Source organism: Bacillus sp. SRB_8, assembly GCF_003264205.1.
GTDB classification, from domain to species: Bacteria; Bacillota; Bacilli; order Bacillales; family Bacillaceae_G; genus Bacillus_A; species Bacillus_A mycoides.
The window spans coordinates 73,530-91,393 of sequence record NZ_NADT01000005.1; the positions used below are offsets into that span (position 1 = coordinate 73,530).

Annotated in this window: 15 protein-coding genes and 1 pseudogene; 10 read left to right on the top strand and 6 right to left on the bottom strand. The window is 35.5% G+C overall.

What is annotated here, in order from left to right:
* Window positions 1-122: 122 nt before the first annotated feature.
* Window positions 123-410, top strand: coding sequence for an ArsR/SmtB family transcription factor (locus tag B5P40_RS04700; protein WP_001075217.1), 288 nt, complete (start codon window positions 123-125; stop codon window positions 408-410).
* A gap of 207 nt (window positions 411-617) precedes the next feature.
* Window positions 618-797: an acid-soluble spore protein H gene (locus B5P40_RS04705; protein WP_002010492.1), complete on the top strand. Its 180-nt coding sequence runs from the start codon at window positions 618-620 to the stop codon at window positions 795-797.
* Between the two features lie 42 nt (window positions 798-839).
* Here the strand turns inward: B5P40_RS04705 and B5P40_RS04710 are convergent, their stop codons facing one another.
* Window positions 840-2,189 carry a peptide MFS transporter gene (locus tag B5P40_RS04710; protein ID WP_002140345.1) on the bottom strand — a complete coding sequence of 450 codons (1,350 nt, stop codon included), beginning with the start codon at window positions 2,187-2,189 and terminating at the stop codon, window positions 840-842.
* Window positions 2,190-2,568: 379 nt separating this feature from the next.
* On the bottom strand, window positions 2,569-3,537 hold the full coding sequence (locus B5P40_RS04715) for an ABC transporter substrate-binding protein (RefSeq protein ID WP_002125165.1): 969 nt from the start codon (window positions 3,535-3,537) through the stop codon (window positions 2,569-2,571).
* Between the two features lie 172 nt (window positions 3,538-3,709).
* Here B5P40_RS04715 and B5P40_RS04720 point away from each other — a divergent pair, with 172 nt between their 5' ends.
* The 3 genes from B5P40_RS04720 to B5P40_RS04730 are packed head-to-tail and all read left to right on the top strand — an operon-like array spanning window position 3,710 to window position 6,603.
* The gene (locus B5P40_RS04720; RefSeq protein WP_002188269.1) at window positions 3,710-4,714 is read left to right on the top strand and encodes a FecCD family ABC transporter permease; all 1,005 of its coding nucleotides are present in this window, start codon (window positions 3,710-3,712) and stop codon (window positions 4,712-4,714) included.
* Window positions 4,711-5,769, top strand: coding sequence for a FecCD family ABC transporter permease (locus tag B5P40_RS04725; protein WP_002169174.1), 1,059 nt, complete (start codon window positions 4,711-4,713; stop codon window positions 5,767-5,769). The genes B5P40_RS04720 and B5P40_RS04725 overlap by 4 nt, the downstream gene beginning before the upstream one ends.
* 12 nt (window positions 5,770-5,781) lie before the next feature.
* The gene (locus B5P40_RS04730; protein WP_002188271.1) at window positions 5,782-6,603 is read left to right on the top strand and encodes an ABC transporter ATP-binding protein; all 822 of its coding nucleotides are present in this window, start codon (window positions 5,782-5,784) and stop codon (window positions 6,601-6,603) included.
* 32 nt (window positions 6,604-6,635) lie between these two features.
* Here the strand turns inward: B5P40_RS04730 and B5P40_RS04735 are convergent, their stop codons facing one another.
* Window positions 6,636-7,367, bottom strand: coding sequence for a class I SAM-dependent methyltransferase (locus B5P40_RS04735; protein WP_002090994.1), 732 nt, complete (start codon window positions 7,365-7,367; stop codon window positions 6,636-6,638).
* 212 nt (window positions 7,368-7,579) lie between these two features.
* Between B5P40_RS04735 and B5P40_RS04740 the strand changes: the two genes are divergently transcribed.
* Genes B5P40_RS04740 through B5P40_RS04750 form a run of 3 tightly spaced genes read left to right on the top strand, consistent with a single transcriptional unit; the run spans window position 7,580 to window position 10,263 of the window.
* The gene (locus tag B5P40_RS04740; RefSeq protein ID WP_000095918.1) at window positions 7,580-8,770 is read left to right on the top strand and encodes a glycine C-acetyltransferase; all 1,191 of its coding nucleotides are present in this window, start codon (window positions 7,580-7,582) and stop codon (window positions 8,768-8,770) included.
* A gap of 44 nt (window positions 8,771-8,814) precedes the next feature.
* Entirely contained in the window at window positions 8,815-9,780 is a 966-nt protein-coding gene (locus B5P40_RS04745; protein WP_002188273.1) for an L-threonine 3-dehydrogenase, read from the top strand.
* A gap of 60 nt (window positions 9,781-9,840) precedes the next feature.
* Window positions 9,841-10,263 (top strand): NUDIX hydrolase, encoded by a 423-nt coding sequence (locus tag B5P40_RS04750; protein ID WP_002090992.1) that lies wholly within the window; start codon window positions 9,841-9,843, stop codon window positions 10,261-10,263.
* 40 nt (window positions 10,264-10,303) lie between these two features.
* On the opposite strand, the gene B5P40_RS04755 is transcribed toward B5P40_RS04750, so the two are convergent.
* From B5P40_RS04755 to B5P40_RS04765, 3 genes are all read right to left on the bottom strand, one after another.
* Entirely contained in the window at window positions 10,304-12,187 is a 1,884-nt protein-coding gene (locus B5P40_RS04755; protein ID WP_002029726.1) for a vWA domain-containing protein, read from the bottom strand.
* 3 nt (window positions 12,188-12,190) lie between these two features.
* The gene (locus tag B5P40_RS04760) at window positions 12,191-13,084 is read right to left on the bottom strand and encodes an ATP-binding protein (RefSeq protein ID WP_000892986.1); all 894 of its coding nucleotides are present in this window, start codon (window positions 13,082-13,084) and stop codon (window positions 12,191-12,193) included.
* Between the two features lie 127 nt (window positions 13,085-13,211).
* The gene (locus B5P40_RS04765; RefSeq protein WP_002010479.1) at window positions 13,212-14,741 is read right to left on the bottom strand and encodes a cardiolipin synthase; all 1,530 of its coding nucleotides are present in this window, start codon (window positions 14,739-14,741) and stop codon (window positions 13,212-13,214) included.
* Between the two features lie 341 nt (window positions 14,742-15,082).
* Here B5P40_RS04765 and B5P40_RS04770 point away from each other — a divergent pair, with 341 nt between their 5' ends.
* Both B5P40_RS04770 and B5P40_RS04775 read left to right on the top strand, forming a co-directional pair.
* Window positions 15,083-15,403: a hypothetical protein gene (locus B5P40_RS04770; RefSeq protein WP_002188278.1), complete on the top strand. Its 321-nt coding sequence runs from the start codon at window positions 15,083-15,085 to the stop codon at window positions 15,401-15,403.
* 822 nt (window positions 15,404-16,225) lie between these two features.
* Window positions 16,226-17,846 (top strand): annotated as a pseudogene (locus tag B5P40_RS04775) (putative bifunctional diguanylate cyclase/phosphodiesterase).
* The last annotated feature ends 18 nt before the right edge of the window (window positions 17,847-17,864 follow it).

A 17,864-nucleotide genomic window follows, 5' to 3' on the forward strand; every position in this document is an offset into this window, starting at 1 on the left:
GATAAAAGTCGGAAAATTTTCTCAGCATTATAGGTTGATAAAGTTATGTCGTAACAGGAAATATAAGAACAGATATATAAATAAATAAAGAGAAAATAAAAAATGAAAATGAGGGGAATTTTATGAACCAAAACCAATTTGACTGTCGTATTTCAGAAGAAGACGTACAGATGTTAAGAGCATTAGCTCATCCACTTCGTCTACGTTTAGTAATGGAACTGATGCAGCGTGGAACATGTAATGTAACACAATTACAAGAGGTATTAGAAATTCCGCAATCAACTGTTTCGCAGCATTTAACGAAATTAAAACAAAATAAAGTAGTACGCTTTGAGAGACGCGGGTTAGAAGTGTACTATCAAATTCATAACGATAAAGTAAGTGAAGTAGTAAAAACATTATTTTCTTAATTTTTGAATATTATGGAAAGAAGACGTGTGAAATATACGTCTTTTTTTATTTGGAAAGAATCTAATAATAGGAAGATTTGAGAGCGTATATATTAGCGTGTTAGAAAGAAACAAACTATCGGTTGAAGTGCTAAATTGACGGAATATATTCTGAAGGGATATGAAAAGATAGAAAGGAGTGTTGTAAGCCAAAGGAGGAATAATATAATGGATGTAAAACGTGTGAAACAGATATTATCTTCTTCAAGTAGAATTGATGTTACATACGAGGGAGTCCCCGTATGGATTGAGAGCTGTGATGAGCAGAAGGGTAGTGCTCAAGTGTATGACGTATCCAACCCAGGAGAGAGCGTTCACGTGGATGTGACGGCTTTAGAAGAGATGTAATAGAAAAGACGCTTCTAATTGTAGAAGCGTCTTTTTTATTTACTATTCCATCATATGTGCAATTTTCTTAGAGAACATAAGAAGTACTAATCCTAGCACGATTACGATAACACCGATGCTTGCGAATACTTCTAAATATCCTAAAGATTGAGTGAAAGCAGCTAATTGTCCTGCTAATAAGTTTGCAAAGCCAGTACCAGCTAACCATACACCCATTAATAAAGATGCTAATTTAAGAGGTGCGATTGCACTTACCATAGATAATCCGATTGGTGATAAGAATAATTCACCGATTGTGTGGAACATGTAAGTGAATACAATGAATAGTAAATTTGCTTTCATTGTAATGTTACCTTCATCGCTACCAGTTTTTAGAACAGCTAAAGTTAAAACTAAGTACCCGATTCCTAGTAAAATCATACCAAAAGCCATTTTTGTAGGGATTTTTAAATCACCATTTTTTGTTTTTGAAAGTTTAATCCATAATGCAGAAACTGGTAATGCTAGTAAGATAATGAATAGTGGGTTTACAGATTGGAACCAAGGTGTTGGAATTGTAAATCCACCAATTGTACGATCCACGAACTTATCTGTGTAAAGTGTTAAAGAACTACCAGCTTGTTCAAATCCTGCCCAGAAGAATACAACGAAACAAGTTAAAATTAAAATTGCAGTTGTACGCTTTTTCTCTTGTGTTGTTAAAGGTTTTTTCTCAATAGGTTTTGCATTTTGTTCTTTAGATTTTTTACCGACAACAGTTGTTCCAGCTGATCCTAAGTAACGAGGTGCTAATAAGTTAAATGCAATCTGTCCAATGATCATACCGATACAAGCTGTTAAGAAACCGTATCTATAATCTGTGAAATAACCGCAAATGAATGGAGCGATAAGAGCTCCTAAGTTAATTCCCATATAGAAGATAGTGAAGGCACTATCACGACGAGAATCGTTGTCGCTATATAATTGACCTAATAAAGTCGAAATATTTGGTTTGAAGAATCCGTTACCGATAACTAATAATCCTAATCCTAAAAATAGTCCAGTTTTCGTGTTCATTGAAAATAGTACGAAGTTACCAAGTGCCATAATGATACCGCCGATGGTAATGGCGTGTCGTTTCGTAATGAAATGGTCAGTTAGCCAACCACCAATAATAGGTGTGAAGTATACTAACATTGTGAAAATACCGTAAATCTGTACAGCAACTGCTTTATCAAAGCCTAAACCGCCACTTACTAAGCTCGTTGTTAAATAAAGAACTAATAAGCCACGCATTCCGTAATAACTAAATCTTTCCCATGCCTCTGTAAAGAACAACAAATATAATCCTGGTGGATGTTTTTTTGGTGATTGTTGCTCTCCAGCTTTGTCTAATTTTAAAGCTGCATCCATGTTTGTTTCCCCCTAATCCTGTATAACGGATATTTATGTAATTATTTTAATTCACAAAATATTTAGAAGTCAATAGAATTATATGGAAATAGCAAGAAAATTTATGAAAAAATCTATTTTTCTTCAACCGTTATTATATTTTTCCCTGAAAACAAGATAATAAGCGTTTTCAAATGTAGTAATTGAATTCTAAAATAAAGTAAAATAGTGATAAATCAGAAAATTTAGATTAAAATATTTATTCTGATATAGAGAAAATATACTATATTTACTTTTATAATATAACATATCGGGAATAAAAATACAAAATGAAATAATGTGACACTTCAGTGAAATGAAAAAACCAGCTCCATAAAAGAGGGAGCTGGTTACAATGAAATTATTTAACAAAGCGTTTTTCAATGTCGTCTAGTAGTAAGTTAGCAGCCATTACACCGCCAGCTGTATTCCAAATAACGTCGTCAACTTTGTATGCTTTTCCGTTCTTTACTGCATTTAAGTTTTTAAAGAGAGGGTCGTTTATATATTCTTTTTCTAGTTCAGAACCTTTTTTCTCATTGCCTTTATCGAATGTGAAGTAGAATAATACATCGCCATCCATTGCCGAAATACGCTCTTTAGATACGTTACGTTCTGCGAAATCATCTTTGTTTTGATCTCCAGGACGTTTAAATCCAAGTTCTTTTAAAATAACACCAGAGAATGTATCGCCATGATAAATACGAACATCACCAGGCATAAAGCGTACCATAGAAATTTCTTGATTTACTGTATCACCAAGTTTGCCTTTTAAATCTTCCATACGTTTTCCGTAATCAGCTAAAACTTTTTGACCTTCTTTTTCCTTATTTAAAGCTTTTGCATAAAATTTGAAGTTATCTTTCCATTCACCACGTAATGTTTCCGAGAAAACAGTAGGTGCAATAGCTTTTAATTGCTCATACACTTTTTCGTGGCGCATTTTGTTACCGATAATTAAGTCTGGTTTTAAAGAAGCGATAGTTTCAACGTTAACTTGTCCTTCATCGCCAACAACTTTTACATCTTTCATTTTATCCTTAATATGTGGATACCACGGATCACCAGTCCAAGACTTTACAGCCCCAACTGGTTTTACACCTAATTCGAGTAAAGCTTCAGTTCCTTCATTAGTTAAAATAACTACACGTTTTGGATTGGCAGGAACTTCTGTTTTACCCATTGCGTGCTCAACCGTAATCATTTCTTTTTTATTATCTTCTTTTGTTGATTCTTCTTTGTTATTTGATTTTCCACAAGCACTTAAAAGAAGTGAAAAAGCTAGTAAAAATACAAATACTGTAAACGATTTCTTTTGCATGAAATTCATTATGTACCCCCTACATGTTGAGAATATTTTTCAATAGCAAGCATGATGTTAAGCCTTTATCTTTGGATTGTCAATATATATTACTGAAAATAGTTCTCATTATCGTTGACAATGAGAATTAAGTTGAAATACACTTACAACGTATCATTATACATTGAAGGGGAAACGCTGCATGTTATTAAAAACAAATCAAGCAAAATGGATTGGATTATTTGCTGGAATCATTGCAGTCGTTATTTGTATTTGGGGAAGTATTATTTTCGGATATACAAATACGAGTTGGAAATTAGCTTTAGATGCTTTTTTCCATTTTAATGGTTCAAATGAGCATATTATTATTCAAAATGTGCGTCTACCAAGGGCGTTAATTGCAGCAAGTGTTGGTGCTAGTTTAGCCATTGCAGGTTGTTTAATGCAAACTTTAACAAAGAATCCGCTTGCTTCTCCAGATTTTATTGGATTAAATTCAGGCGCTGCGTTCTTTATAGTTGTAGCAATTGTACTCTTTTCCGTGACATCATTATCAGCTTTCACATGGATTGCCTTTTTAGGAGCGGCAGTTGCAGCAGTACTTGTATTTGCCTCTAGTTCTTTAGGAAAAGAAGGGACAACGCCTCTTAAGTTAACATTAGCAGGTGTAGCGATAAGCGCTTTATTTTCATCATTAACACAAGGGTTACTCGTATTAAATGAAAAAGCATTTGAAGAAGTGTTATTTTGGCTTGCCGGATCTGTGCAAGGAAGAAAGTTAGAGATTTTACAATCTGTATTCCCGTATTTATTAATAGGCTGGATTGCATCTTTTATGATGGCAGGGAAAGTAAATACATTAATGATGGGGGAAGATGTCGCAAAGGGGCTCGGACAACGAACAATTTTAATGAAATCATTCGTGTTACTTATTATTGTACTGTTGTCTGGTGGTTCAGTTGCGGTTGCTGGTCCAATTGGATTTATTGGCATCGTTACTCCTCATTTCGCAAGAGCTCTTGTTGGGGTAGATCACAGATGGAGAGTACCCTATAGCGGATTGTTAGGTGCAATACTATTAATCTTGGCTGATATAGCAGCAAGATATGTCATTATGCCACAAGAAGTACCAGTAGGGGTTATGACAGCATTTATCGGGGCCCCATTCTTTATTTATATTGCACGTAAGAGAGGGCTTAGCAAATGAAGAAGTATATTCCGTTTCGTATTGGAAAAGGCGAGCTCTCGTTTTTAATGTATAAACGAGCTTGTCTCGTCTTATTGAGTTTACTAGTTGTTTTAATAGGATTATTTTTTGCGAGTGCAGGTATGGGGGATATGAAAATTGCTCCTTATGACGTATGGCAAGCGATTACCGGAAATGGTGATGCGATGTCAAATATGGTTGTAAATAAATTTCGTATGCCGCGTATTTTAATTGCTATCCTCGTAGGAATTGCGCTTGCGGTAGCGGGCTGTATTTTACAAGGGCTCGTTCGAAACCCACTTGCTTCTCCTGATATCATCGGAATTACGGGCGGGGCAAGTGTTGCAGTTGTACTCTTTTTAGCTATATTTAGTGATAAAAACAATGCGTTAACAGTAAGCATTCATTATATGCCGCTAGCAGCTTTTGCTGGGGCAACAATTGTAGCGTTTTTTGTATATTTATTTGCCTGGAAAAATGATGGATTATCACCGATTAGTCTTGTTTTAATTGGTGTTGGATTTTGGGCATTAACGAAAGCAGCAACAACTTTATTTATGTTGTTAGCACCAATTTATCAAGCAAGTCAAGCGAATGTATGGATCACAGGTACTGTTTATGGCTCTTCGTGGCAAAACGTTATGATACTTGCGCCGTGGGTTCTTATTTTAACGGTAATATCATTTATAGCGGCTAGACATTTAAATGCTCAAGAGTTAGGGGATGATATTGCGGTAGGACTGGGTGTTCCTTTAACGAAGTCACGCGTATTCATGTTATTACTTAGTACAGCTTTAATTGGCGGGGCAGTTGCCTTTGCAGGAGGAATTGGATTTGTTGGTTTAATGGCACCTCATATTTCGCGAAGATTAGTTGGCTCTTTCTACGGTGCATTGCTCCCAGTTGCGGCGATTATCGGTGCAATTCTAGTACTCGCTGCAGATTTAATTGGGCGTACAGTTTTCGCACCACTTGAAATTCCAGCAGGGGTATTTACATCAGCAATTGGTGCACCTTATTTTATTTATTTACTTTATAAAAGTCGGAATTCATAAAGGGAGATGAATATGCAAAAAGCATTGGAGACGAAACGCTTGACGCTGTCGTATGGTGAAACGATTATTATTGATGAGCTGAATTTAGAAATTCCAAAAGGGGAAATTACAATCTTCATCGGTTCTAACGGTTGTGGGAAATCAACTTTATTACGTTCACTAGCTAGATTATTAAAGCCAACAACCGGTGACATTTTGTTAGATAATCAAGCAATTCAAAGTATGCAAACGAAGCAAATTGCTCGCCAAATGGCAATTTTACCGCAAGGGCCACAAGCTCCAGAAGGACTTACAGTATTGCAACTTGTAAAGCAAGGACGTTATCCATATCAAACATGGCTGAAGCAATGGTCCGAAAAAGATGAGGAAATGGTACAAAAAGCGCTTGCTGCAACGGGTATGACAGAATTTGCTGAGCGTGATGTTCATGCCCTTTCAGGTGGACAACGTCAACGTGCTTGGATTGCAATGACCCTTGCACAAGATACAGATATTATTTTGCTTGATGAGCCGACTACATATTTAGATATGACGCACCAAATTGAAGTGTTAGATTTATTATTCGAATTAAATGAAACAGAGAAAAGAACGATTGTTATGGTATTGCACGATTTAAATTTGGCATGTCGTTATGCAGACAACATTGTAGCTATTCAAGATAAACAAATATATGCGCAAGGTAAACCAGAAGAAGTTATTGACCAGAAGTTAGTTCGGGATGTATTCCGTATGGAGTGTCAAATAAGCGCTGATCCGTTATTTGGGACACCGCTCTGTATCCCGCATGGAAGAGGAAGACGTGTATTTAAAGAGGCTGTTCAGGCGATGAGATAACGAAAAAAGACGATGAGGATTCATCGTCTTTTTTATTTTTGGCAAGAAAATAATAGAAAAAGGGGAATACGTAAACGTCGTTCATATTCTTCTTCATCTTGAAAACAGTTTCGATTTGGTGTAGCTTCTTTTAAGCTTGTAATCGTAAATCCGGCTTGTTGTAATAATGTAAAATATTCTTCCGTAGTCCGGTGATATTTAATAACTTCTTGATCAATCCATGGCTCAACTCGTTTTCCTGTTTCGAAATAATCATCGACGAGCCAACTAGTTCTTTTACCACTCGTTTGCAAGCTTTCAAATGAAGAGGTAATAACGGGATGTTGAACGCTAAAGGTGAAGGTTCCGTTTGTTTTTAAAGTTTGAAACACATTTTGAAAAATGATATCAAGGTGTTCAATATAATGTAAGGCGAGTCTAGATGTTACTAAATCAAAAGTAGAAGGAGGGTATGTGTAGTCTTTGAGGTTTAAAAAATGAACGGTGCCATTTTTATTTTCTAGTTGTTTTTTAGCTTTTTCATACATAAGCTCGGAGCCTTCAATACCAGTGTAAGAGTGGCATCCATGTTCTAATAATTCTTCGCCGAATTTAGCATCACCACAACCTAAATCGAGGATTTGTTTTCCTGTTACATTGCCAATGAGCTGAAAGAATGCTGGTTTTTCAAGGGATTCGTTTGGACTATTTTCTCGATATCTTCGCTGCATATATTGCTCTAAAAACGATTCGTTATTATATACATCAGATTCAGTAAATGCCATTTTAAAAGCCTCCTAAATATTTTTTTAATTCTATCAAATATGAAAAGTAAATGATAGATTTCTTGTAATGAATCATATATAATCTAAAATTGTAAGCGGTTTCTTTAAACTATTTTTCTATAATAAATTCTGAAAACGTGTTAAGCTAGTAGAGGGATTATTAGAACTATTAAGATAATAATCCGCTTACATGAACGATGGGAGGCTTCACGATGTCTAGTAAAACACTTGCAAACTTTTTAGAAGAAAATTTAGAGGATTTAAAATCAAAGGGGCTTTATAACGTAATTGATCCGCTTGAAAGTCCAAATGGACCGATTATTACAATTGGCGGAAAAGAATATATTAACTTATCTTCAAACAACTATCTTGGATTAGCGACTGATAATCGCTTACAAGAAGCAGCAATTGGTGCAATTCATAAGTACGGCGTTGGAGCAGGAGCTGTTCGTACAATTAACGGTACTTTAGATTTGCATATTAAATTAGAAGAAACAATTGCAAAGTTTAAACATACAGAAGCAGCAATTGCTTATCAATCAGGATTTAACTGTAATATGGCAGCGATTTCAGCTGTTATGGATAAAAATGATGCGATTCTTTCAGATGAATTAAACCATGCATCTATTATTGATGGTAGTCGTCTATCAAGAGCGAAAATCATCGTTTATAAGCATTCTGATATGGAAGATTTACGCAAAAAAGCAATCGAGGCAAAAGAATCAGGTCTTTATAATAAATTAATGGTTATTACAGACGGTGTTTTCTCAATGGATGGAGATATTGCAAAATTACCAGAGATTGTTGAAATTGCAGAAGAGCTGGATTTAATGACATATGTAGATGATGCACACGGTTCAGGTGTACTTGGCAAAGGTGCAGGTACTGTAAAACATTTCGGCCTTTCTGATAAAGTTGATTTCCAAATTGGTACATTATCAAAAGCAATTGGAGTAATTGGTGGATATGTAGCTGGGAAACAAAACTTAATCGATTGGTTAAAAGTGCGTTCACGTCCATTCTTATTCTCAACAGCTTTAACACCAGCTGATGCAGCTGCTTGTATGAGATCAATTGAAATTCTAATGGAAAGCACAGAGTTACACGATCGTTTATGGGAAAATGGTCGCTATTTAAAACAAGGGTTAAAAGAACTTGGCTTTAACATTGGAGAAAGTGAAACACCAATTACACCTTGTATTATTGGTGATGAAGTATTAACACAAGAATTTAGTAAACGTCTAAATGAAGAAGGCGTATACGCAAAATCTATCGTATTCCCAACCGTAGCAAAAGGAATGGGACGCGTTCGTAATATGCCTACAGCAGCTCATACGAAAGAAATGCTAGATGAAGCAATTCGTAAGTATGAAAAAGTAGGGAAAGAAATGGGTATCATTTAATTAACGACATCTTTTGAATAGCTTGCAAATGGGGAGTGGGAAAAATGAAAAAAATTCTAGTAACCGGTTCTTTAGGGCAAATTGGTTCTGAACTAGTAATGAAACTTCGTGATGTATACGGCGCATCAAATGTTATTGCAACAGATATTCGTGAAACAGACAGTGAAGTAGTAACGTCTGGTCCATTTGAAACGTTAGATGTAACGGATGGACAAAAATTACATGATATTGCAAAGCGTAATGAAGTAGATACAATTATTCATTTAGCGGCTTTACTTTCAGCAACTGCAGAAAAAAATCCGTTATTTGCTTGGAATTTAAATATGGGTGGACTTGTAAATGCATTAGAAGCAGCACGTGAATTAAACTGTAAGTTTTTCACGCCAAGTTCTATCGGTGCATTTGGTCCATCAACGCCAAAAGATAATACACCACAAGATACAATTCAGCGTCCTACTACGATGTATGGGGTAAACAAAGTAGCAGGAGAATTATTATGTGATTATTATCATCAAAAGTTTGGCGTTGATACGCGCGGTGTACGTTTCCCTGGCTTAATTTCTTACGTAGCTCCTCCAGGAGGCGGAACAACTGACTATGCAGTTGAAATTTATTATGAGGCGATTAAAAAAGGTACATACACCTCATACATTGCAGAAGGAACATACATGGACATGATGTATATGCCAGATGCTTTACAAGCAATCATCTCATTAATGGAAGCTGATCCAAATAAACTAGTTCATAGAAATGCGTTTAACATTACAGCAATGAGCTTTGAACCAGAGCAAATTGCAGCATCAATCCGTAAACACATTCCGAACTTTACAATGGATTACGCAGTAGATCCAGCTCGTCAAACAATCGCTGATAGCTGGCCGAACTCTATTGATGCAACAGCAGCAATGAAAGAGTGGGGCTTTAAAGCAGAATATGATTTAGACAAAATGACAACTGATATGTTAGCCAAGTTAAAAAAAAAGCTTGCAGCTGAGTTAGTGATGAATTAATAGGAAGAGCCGATTCTTAGGAATTGGCTCTTAATTATTTTAGGAAGGGAGAAAAGCAACATGCAAAGAGTTGATGTTGTATATGCATTAATACACGATAGCGAAAAAGATAAAATATTAATGGTACATAATATAGAACAAAACGTTTGGTCATTGCCAGGCGGGGCTGTTGAAAAAGGTGAAATATTAGAGGAAGCACTAGTAAGAGAAGTGAAAGAAGAGACAGGTTTAACTGCCGCACTCAGTGGACTTGTCGCATTAAATGAGAAGTTTTTTGAAGAGAAAGGACATCATGCATTATTTTTTACATTCCGAGCAAATGTAGTAACAGGTGAACTTCGTGCAGAAGATGAAGGAGAAATTTCCGCAATCGAGTGGGTAGATAGAAAAATTGCGAATGAGCGATTCCCATACTACGATGGAGGGTTCGAATTATTATTAGAAGTTTCCATTCCATACAAGTTTCAACCAGAAACAAAGTAAGTTAACGAAGAAAAACAGGAGCCTCGGGGCTCCTGTTTTTCTATTCAATAGTCTTCAGTAATAGTTTCTTCAACAATGGTTTAATCTTCAGGCGTAAATCTTCAGCATGATTTGCAACTAAGAAGTGATGGTTATAAATGTTTTTCATTAGTTGATAAGTCGCTTCTTTCGCTTCGCCTTCTTCGATAAAGATGCCGATGACTTCCATACCACTTTTACGAGCAAGTTTGACTGCTTCGTGCGTATCTAAAATTCCGTCTTGTTGATAGTCTAGTGCAGAAGGTTCACCGTCTGTAAAGACAAGTAAGAATTTATGTTTTTCTGGTCTTTTCGCAAGCTTTTCGGAAACGATACGAATAATATACCCGTCGCGGTTATCTTCTTCTTCGCGAAGTTGCATAATTTCTGGACCGACGTTTGGTAACGTTGAGTTTTTATACGTAACAACTTCATGGATAACGTTCGGTTTATCTTCAGGTTTAGCACTAGAAGCATCTTCCCAAAATCCACTAATAGCGTGCGGGATTTTTAAAGATTTTAAAGCTTCATGGAATAGGACCACACTCTTCTTCGTTTCTTCCATTTTGTTATACATAGAACCAGAGCAGTCCACTAATAGTTGGAATGCAACGTCGAGCTCTTGTGATTCTTGTCCTTTTTTATAAAACATACGCGGCTGCTTTTCAGTATAAATACGAAGGAATTTCTTACGAAGCCTTCCGTAATATTTATCACTGTTTGCATTCGTTTTGTTTTCAATTGTTTTTTCGATAATTTTCTTTAATTCTTTTACATCTTTATTAACGACTGATTTGATAGCTTGGTAATCTTTTTTCTCATCAGGATTCGATTTGCGAGCTTCTTTAAATGTATGAGAAGCTCCCACATTATACTTGCCGTATGCACCGTCGTTTTGGCTAGAAGCATGAGACGCTCTTGCTTCCTCTGTATCAGCACCATCAAAGTTAGATTGTGTACTTTTTTGGGAAGTACCTTGTACAGAACCAAGTGCTTGGTCACCATCTTCTGATTCACGAGCAGTATCACCCATCATATTTGTTTTTGTTCCGCTTTCTAAATCAAAGCGTAAAAAGTTCTCGTTTTCATTGTTTTTATTTTCACGGTGCCATGTCGAGAAGCTTTCATCCATTTTGTTTTTGTTATCATCGTCATCTAGGAGCTGCGTATCATCATTTGCTAATTTTTCAGCGCGACTGTCTTTCTCATCTGCAATCACAGATAAATAAAGCGGTGCATGTCCGAAATAATTATTAAGCATATCACTTTCAAGAAGTCCTTCTAAACGATAGCGAATTTTCTCAACAATATACATAATATCTTCCGTATTACGAGCTTGGAATGTTTCATGCAAAATTGATTCAATTTGCTCGAAATATTCATTATTAAACATTTCATATTTATCACTCGTTAATGAAAGATAGCATAGACAAAATAGACGATCACCGTGATAGTTACGAACACGATTTATTTCATTTTGTGAGCCAAAGTAATTGCGATACATTTCTTTTCGGCGTTTAAAAATATGTTTTGTGCCAGGACGTAAATTTTTGACGATTTCCTCAACACGTAAATCTTCTAATAGAACAAATAATTGTGTTAAAAACTTTTTTAGAGGCGATTCTTGTAACTCAATCGCATAAGAACGAATTAAAGTCATGTCCGAGTAATGTTTATTACCAAGTGCCTTTAAGAACACTTCGCTTTTTAATCCGATTACTGTATCCTCTTCTTTTCGATCATCCCAAAAGTGACTAATGACAACCTTTTTTTCAATTTCGTCGTAGTATGCTTTATAGCCATACTCAAGATAGGCATCGTCTTCTTTTAAAAGAGCATACATTAAGTTTTCCATTTGTAGAAACAGCGACGCATCAATTTTTTTGTCACTAAAAATTTGTCTCATGAATTATCCCTCAAAGAAATAACTTTCTGCTAATTCACGGACAGTCATTTGTTCTGTTTCATCGTTTAATTTTGCGATAATACTACGTTCAATTGCACGCATAACAGGAATATATACACCTAAATCACATGCATCGATAATGCCACGAATACTAGCTGCTTCTTCACTTACGCGCCCATCACGAGCTAAAGGCATAAGATCGCTTGCGAATGCAACGAACTTTTCAATTGTTGCAACATCATTTAATTTTGATTCAGATAGTAATAGTTCTTTTAATGTATCACCTTGAATGTAAGGAACTTCAATAATAACGAAACGGTTTTTTAACGCTTCGTTTAGTTCACTTGTCCCAACATAACCTTCGTTAATCGCAGCAATTACGCGATATTCGTCATCACCGTATACAACTTCTTGTGTAAATGGGTTTGTAATCATTTTACGGTAATCTAACGCACCATGAAGAAGTGGTAACGTTTCAGGTTTTGCCATATTGATTTCATCAATATAAAGGAAATGACCGTTTTTCATTGCCTTCATAAGAGGACCGTTAACGAACGTAACTTCAGATGCGCCGTCTTTTGTTTGTAATGTGTTGTATCCTAAAATACCTTCTACATCTAAGTCGACAGAACAGTTAATGCTATGCATTGGTTTTTGGAATAAAGAAGAAAGAGTTTCCGCTAGTACTGTTTTACCACTACCAGTTGGTCCTTTTAATAGAATGTTTTTACCAAGTAAAAGTGCTGTAATGGCATCTTCAATAATGCTGTTATCAGATGCTTTATATATTTTCTTGCCAATTAAATGTGCATTTTCACCAGCTTCTTGTTTATTCTTTTCATGAATTGTAGAAAGCTGCTGTTTTAAATCAGAATGTATATGAAATTGTTCTAACATGTATTTCCCACCTAACATTATTTTCATAAAGTAATACATCTTATGATAACTTGTTTTAATATGGTATGCAAAGAAAAGGAGAAGGGGGAAATATAAAAGAAAAAGCAATCAATATCACATTGATTGCTTATAGTAAAGGAGAAATGAGTCGCATAAAGGACTCTAATATTCGTTTTTTGATACTTCTTTTTTGGAACGAGTTCCATTTAATTTCAGTGGAGTGTTTAAAGTCTTCTTCAAAATCGCGTTTAATATCATGAACGGTTTCTGATTCATATAGTACGCTAATAATTTCATAATTCAATTCAAAGCTACGTACATCCATATTTGCTGTTCCGATTGTTGCAATTTTATCGTCAACGAGTACAATCTTTGCGTGCATAAATCCATCTTTATAACTGTAAATAGAAGCACCAGCTTTTAAAAGTGGAGTGAAATAGGATTGAGATGCTTGATCGCTAATAATACTATCACTCTTACCAGGATATAAAATGCGTACATCTATTCCAGATATTGCACTTAAGCGTAATAATGTTAAAGTTTCTTGATCCGGAATAAAGTATGGTGTAGCGATCCAAATAGATTTTTTGGCTGAGCCCATAACAGCTAGTAATGTATTACGAATACTTTTATCATCTGAGCTTGGTCCACTTGCTACAATTTGCACCGCACCTTCTGCATCCGGAATTTCTTTTCCTGGGAAGTAGTGTCTATTCATAAATTGATCCCAAGAATAAGTATTCAATCCACTAGACGCATAAAGCCAATCTTCTAGAAAGATGGCTTGTAATTTATACAATGCTTTTCCTTCTATTTTTAAATGACTATCACGCCAAACAGGGAATTTTTTTGAGCGACCAAGATATTCATCACCGACGTTGAGCCCTCCGGTAAAACCAATTTCTCCATCTACAATGACGATTTTACGGTGATTACGATAATTAACGGTCTCGAGTAACCAAGCTGAAAAAATAGGGTCAAATTCGACAATTTCAATTCCAGCTTTTTTCATAGGTTGTAAAAATCGTCGTCTTAACGTATTACTTCCGAGTCCATCATAAAGGAAGCGTACAATAACACCATCTTTTGCTTTTTGTATTAAAGCATCTCGTACTTTTGTACCAATCTCATCAGATTTATAAATATAGTATTGAATATGTATGTGATGTTTTGCATTCTCGATTGCGTTCAAAATTTCTGAAAAGGTTTGATCACCGTTTGTTAAAAGTTTTGTTGTCGTTCTATCTGCGGCAGGCCCGCCTCCGAATTTTTGTACGACTTCTGTTAAATGTATAGAACGTTCATGTAATGGGACTGTGAGTGATAATTCTAGTCGTCTTCCTTCTAATATTTCGCGGAATAACTTTCTTTGTTCTTCTGAACGATGAAGATGTTTTTTTCTTCTCCAACGGCTACGCCCGAAAATAGAGTATAAAAGTACACCTACAACAGGAAGAAGTGCTAATACTAAAAACCACGCTAAAGTGCTTTGGGGTGATCTATTTTCGATAAAAATAACGAATGAAATTCCTACGATTGTGATGGACCATAGAGCACCAACAAACGTATATAACGAAATAACCGATGTATTTAATAGGAAAAGAACGATAGATACGATTGTAAATATTAATAATAATTGAACGATAGGTTTCTTCATTTCTATATAATTCCTCTAATCTTTCTTAAATATAGACTTCTTAAATAGAAGATATAATCTGACATCCTTATTATAAAGTGTTTTGTTTTTTTTACAAAATATAGACATTTGTCCTATACTTTCCGCATTTGTCCTACATACAGTATATTGTTACGTTGTTATCCCGCTATTTGCTGGTTAATGATCAGTGTAGGGGGAACAAAAACCTTGCCCCTTATATAGAAAAGGGAATGAGGTTTCTTTCCTGGATTTGTAGCAGGTACATTATGAAGCACAGGATATGGTTATCCATATTACGCGGATTCTTATTAAGGTGAGAAAATGGAAAGGAGAGGGGAATAATGAATTATATAGAAAATAACGGATTGTATTATCGTCATAATCATGGAGGACACCATCATAATGGCGGGCATAATCACCATGGAGGACACAATCATTATGATCATCACCACCATCATCACGGCGGCGGCTGGGGTGGCGGCTCGTGGGGTGGAGGATTCTTTCCAGGAAGTTTTGCTGGAGGCATGTTAGGTGGGCTTACAGCTGGCGCATTAACGGGTGCGGCAGGTGGAGGCTACTATCCAGCACCGTACCCAGTAACATACCCAGCACCATATCCAATGCCATACCCGGGTTATCAGCAAATACCATATCAGTATTAAACTAAAAAAGAGGATATCCTCTTTTTTAGTTTAATAATTTATTTATAAAATATTTCCAAAAACAAGGTGAAAATATTTTAATATTTTGTTATTATAATTCAATATGTTAAATGAAAATTTTGGCTTTATCCCGCTATTTGTGGGCAGTAAAACCCCCACCTCAATATTCAGCTGGAACAAAGAAGTTAGGTGGAAGCCCTGCTACCCGTAAAAGCCCGATTGGTGATCAGTTGGGATGAACAAAACCCCCACTGATTAAAGTTTCACTTTATATTATTATTCGTGAATCGTTGCATTTTGTATGTTAATCTCTATTTCATTATGTATCGGCAGTTAGATTTACATCTTAACATTTAATGAAATAAATGAGGTTAGGTGTGAGGTCGTATTAGTAGGGAGCAGAGGCGAATAGTGATGAAATTGTCACTTTACAAATTCAAAGAATGTAAGAGAATACTGTATAATAAGCTTAGATAAGTAGAGAGATGAGAAGCTTCTACTATAATTAAAACAGCACCATATTGCTTTTTTTTATAAATAATATTATGTTATTTTAATCGGCCTATTTAGAAAAAAATTGTGATTTATCCCGCATTAACGGGCAGTAAGACTCCCACCTCAAAATTCGGTGAATGTGAGGAAGTTAGGTGGGAGATAAAAGCCCGATTGGTGAAGGCTAATAATCAGTGGGGGATGGACAACCCCCCACTGATTAAAGTTTCATTTTATGTAAAGGCGTATTGTTAGAAAATGAAATATCTCTATTTCTATGAAGAGAAACGAGTTGTGTTTTAGTCAGATAGGAAGCAAGGAGAGGTGCGCATGCTAGAACAAAGAGGTCATGCATTATATGACTCTTCATTGCAAGATTTAAAATTAGCATTAGATGAGTCTTCAATTGTTGCTATTACAGACCGAAATGGTCTTATTACATATGTGAATGATAAATTTTGTAAAATCTCAAAATATAAAAGAGAAGAGTTAATAGGAAAAGATCACCGTATTTTAAATTCCGGATATCATCCGAAAGCATTTTTTCAAATCCTATGGAAGCGTATTTTGAGTGGAAAAGTCTGGACAGGGGAAATTCGAAATCAAGCAAAAGATGGTACGTATTATTGGGTTAAAACAACAATTGTTCCATTTTTAAATGAAAAGGGAGAACCTTATCAATTTATTGCAATTCGAAATGATATAAGTAGTAGGAAAGAAGCAGAACAAAGATTACGATTAAGCGAAAGTCGTTATAGGGAACTTGCTTATCATGATGCGTTAACAAGTTTACCGAACCGTTTACAGTTAATTACGACTGTAAATAAGATGATTGCAGAGAAAATAGAGTTTGGCATGATTTACTTTGATTTAGATCGTTTTAAATTAGTGAATGATACGTTAGGTCATATGATAGGAGATTTACTTTTAAGCGAAGTTGCTTCACGGTTGCATTATGTGCTAGGAGAGAAAGATGTTCTGGCTAGGCTTGGTGGCGACGAATTTGTGCTGTTAACAAAAACTCATACACATGATGAGATGAGGCAGTTAGCGACATCCGTGTTATCATGCTTTCAAGCGCCATTTATGCTTGAAGGTCATGAAGTATATATTTCAGCTAGTCTAGGACTTTGTTCCTATCCGCAAGATGGAAAAGACGTTGAAACGTTATTAAAAAATTCGGATTTAGCCATGTATAGTGCGAAAGAGCAAGGAAGAAATGCGGCGTGCTTCTTTACAGATGAATTACGTGCGAAAATAAACCGTAGAATGAAAATAGAATTTGCTTTGCAAAAAGCGATTCGTGACGAAGAATTAAAAGTGGCATTACAACCCATTATTGATTTGAAAACAAAGAAATGTACTGGTATTGAGGCTTTAGTACGCTGTAAGACAGAAGAAGGTCCTATTTCACCAAGTGAATTTATCCCTGTAGCTGAAGAGTGTGGACTTATTATAAAACTAGGAGACTGGGTACTAGAAAAGTCATGTCGACTGTTTAAAACTTTACCAGATTATCAAGAGGGACTGAAGTTATCTGTTAATTTATCAATACAACAATTGATGCAAAAGCGATTTATTTTATCTGTTCGTAGTATATTGAAGCGAACAGGGTTTCCGCCAAATCGTTTAATATTAGAAATAACAGAAAGTATAGCTGTACGTCATTTTGATTATATTATTGCTACATTACAAGAATTAAGAAGTATGGGAATTTTAATCGCTTTAGACGATTTCGGAACAGGGTATTCCTCATTATATTATTTAAAACAACTACCACTTGATATTGTGAAAATTGATCGTAATTTTATTAGTGGTTGCTGAAGGGGTAGAAACGGTAGAACAAGAAAGTTTATTAAAATCAATGAGTTGCGACTTTGTACAAGGTTTTTATTATGCGAAACCGTTAGATATAGGGGAACTAAAAGAAAAGTTATTAACTGATTTTTAATAAAAAAAGAGAAGCGAA

Coding starts and splice junctions, on each gene's coding strand:
- B5P40_RS04740 (WP_000095918.1), top strand. CDS start 7,580: ATGTCTAGTAAAACACTTGCAAACTTTTTAGAAGAAAATTTAGAGGAT.
- B5P40_RS04700 (WP_001075217.1), top strand. CDS start 123: ATGAACCAAAACCAATTTGACTGTCGTATTTCAGAAGAAGACGTACAG.
- B5P40_RS04755 (WP_002029726.1), bottom strand. CDS start 12,187: ATGAGACAAATTTTTAGTGACAAAAAAATTGATGCGTCGCTGTTTCTA.
- B5P40_RS04745 (WP_002188273.1), top strand. CDS start 8,815: ATGAAAAAAATTCTAGTAACCGGTTCTTTAGGGCAAATTGGTTCTGAA.
- B5P40_RS04720 (WP_002188269.1), top strand. CDS start 3,710: ATGTTATTAAAAACAAATCAAGCAAAATGGATTGGATTATTTGCTGGA.
- B5P40_RS04765 (WP_002010479.1), bottom strand. CDS start 14,741: ATGAAGAAACCTATCGTTCAATTATTATTAATATTTACAATCGTATCT.
- B5P40_RS04730 (WP_002188271.1), top strand. CDS start 5,782: ATGCAAAAAGCATTGGAGACGAAACGCTTGACGCTGTCGTATGGTGAA.
- B5P40_RS04760 (WP_000892986.1), bottom strand. CDS start 13,084: ATGTTAGAACAATTTCATATACATTCTGATTTAAAACAGCAGCTTTCT.
- B5P40_RS04705 (WP_002010492.1), top strand. CDS start 618: ATGGATGTAAAACGTGTGAAACAGATATTATCTTCTTCAAGTAGAATT.
- B5P40_RS04735 (WP_002090994.1), bottom strand. CDS start 7,367: ATGGCATTTACTGAATCTGATGTATATAATAACGAATCGTTTTTAGAG.
- B5P40_RS04725 (WP_002169174.1), top strand. CDS start 4,711: ATGAAGAAGTATATTCCGTTTCGTATTGGAAAAGGCGAGCTCTCGTTT.
- B5P40_RS04715 (WP_002125165.1), bottom strand. CDS start 3,537: ATGAATTTCATGCAAAAGAAATCGTTTACAGTATTTGTATTTTTACTA.
- B5P40_RS04710 (WP_002140345.1), bottom strand. CDS start 2,189: ATGGATGCAGCTTTAAAATTAGACAAAGCTGGAGAGCAACAATCACCA.
- B5P40_RS04770 (WP_002188278.1), top strand. CDS start 15,083: ATGAATTATATAGAAAATAACGGATTGTATTATCGTCATAATCATGGA.
- B5P40_RS04750 (WP_002090992.1), top strand. CDS start 9,841: ATGCAAAGAGTTGATGTTGTATATGCATTAATACACGATAGCGAAAAA.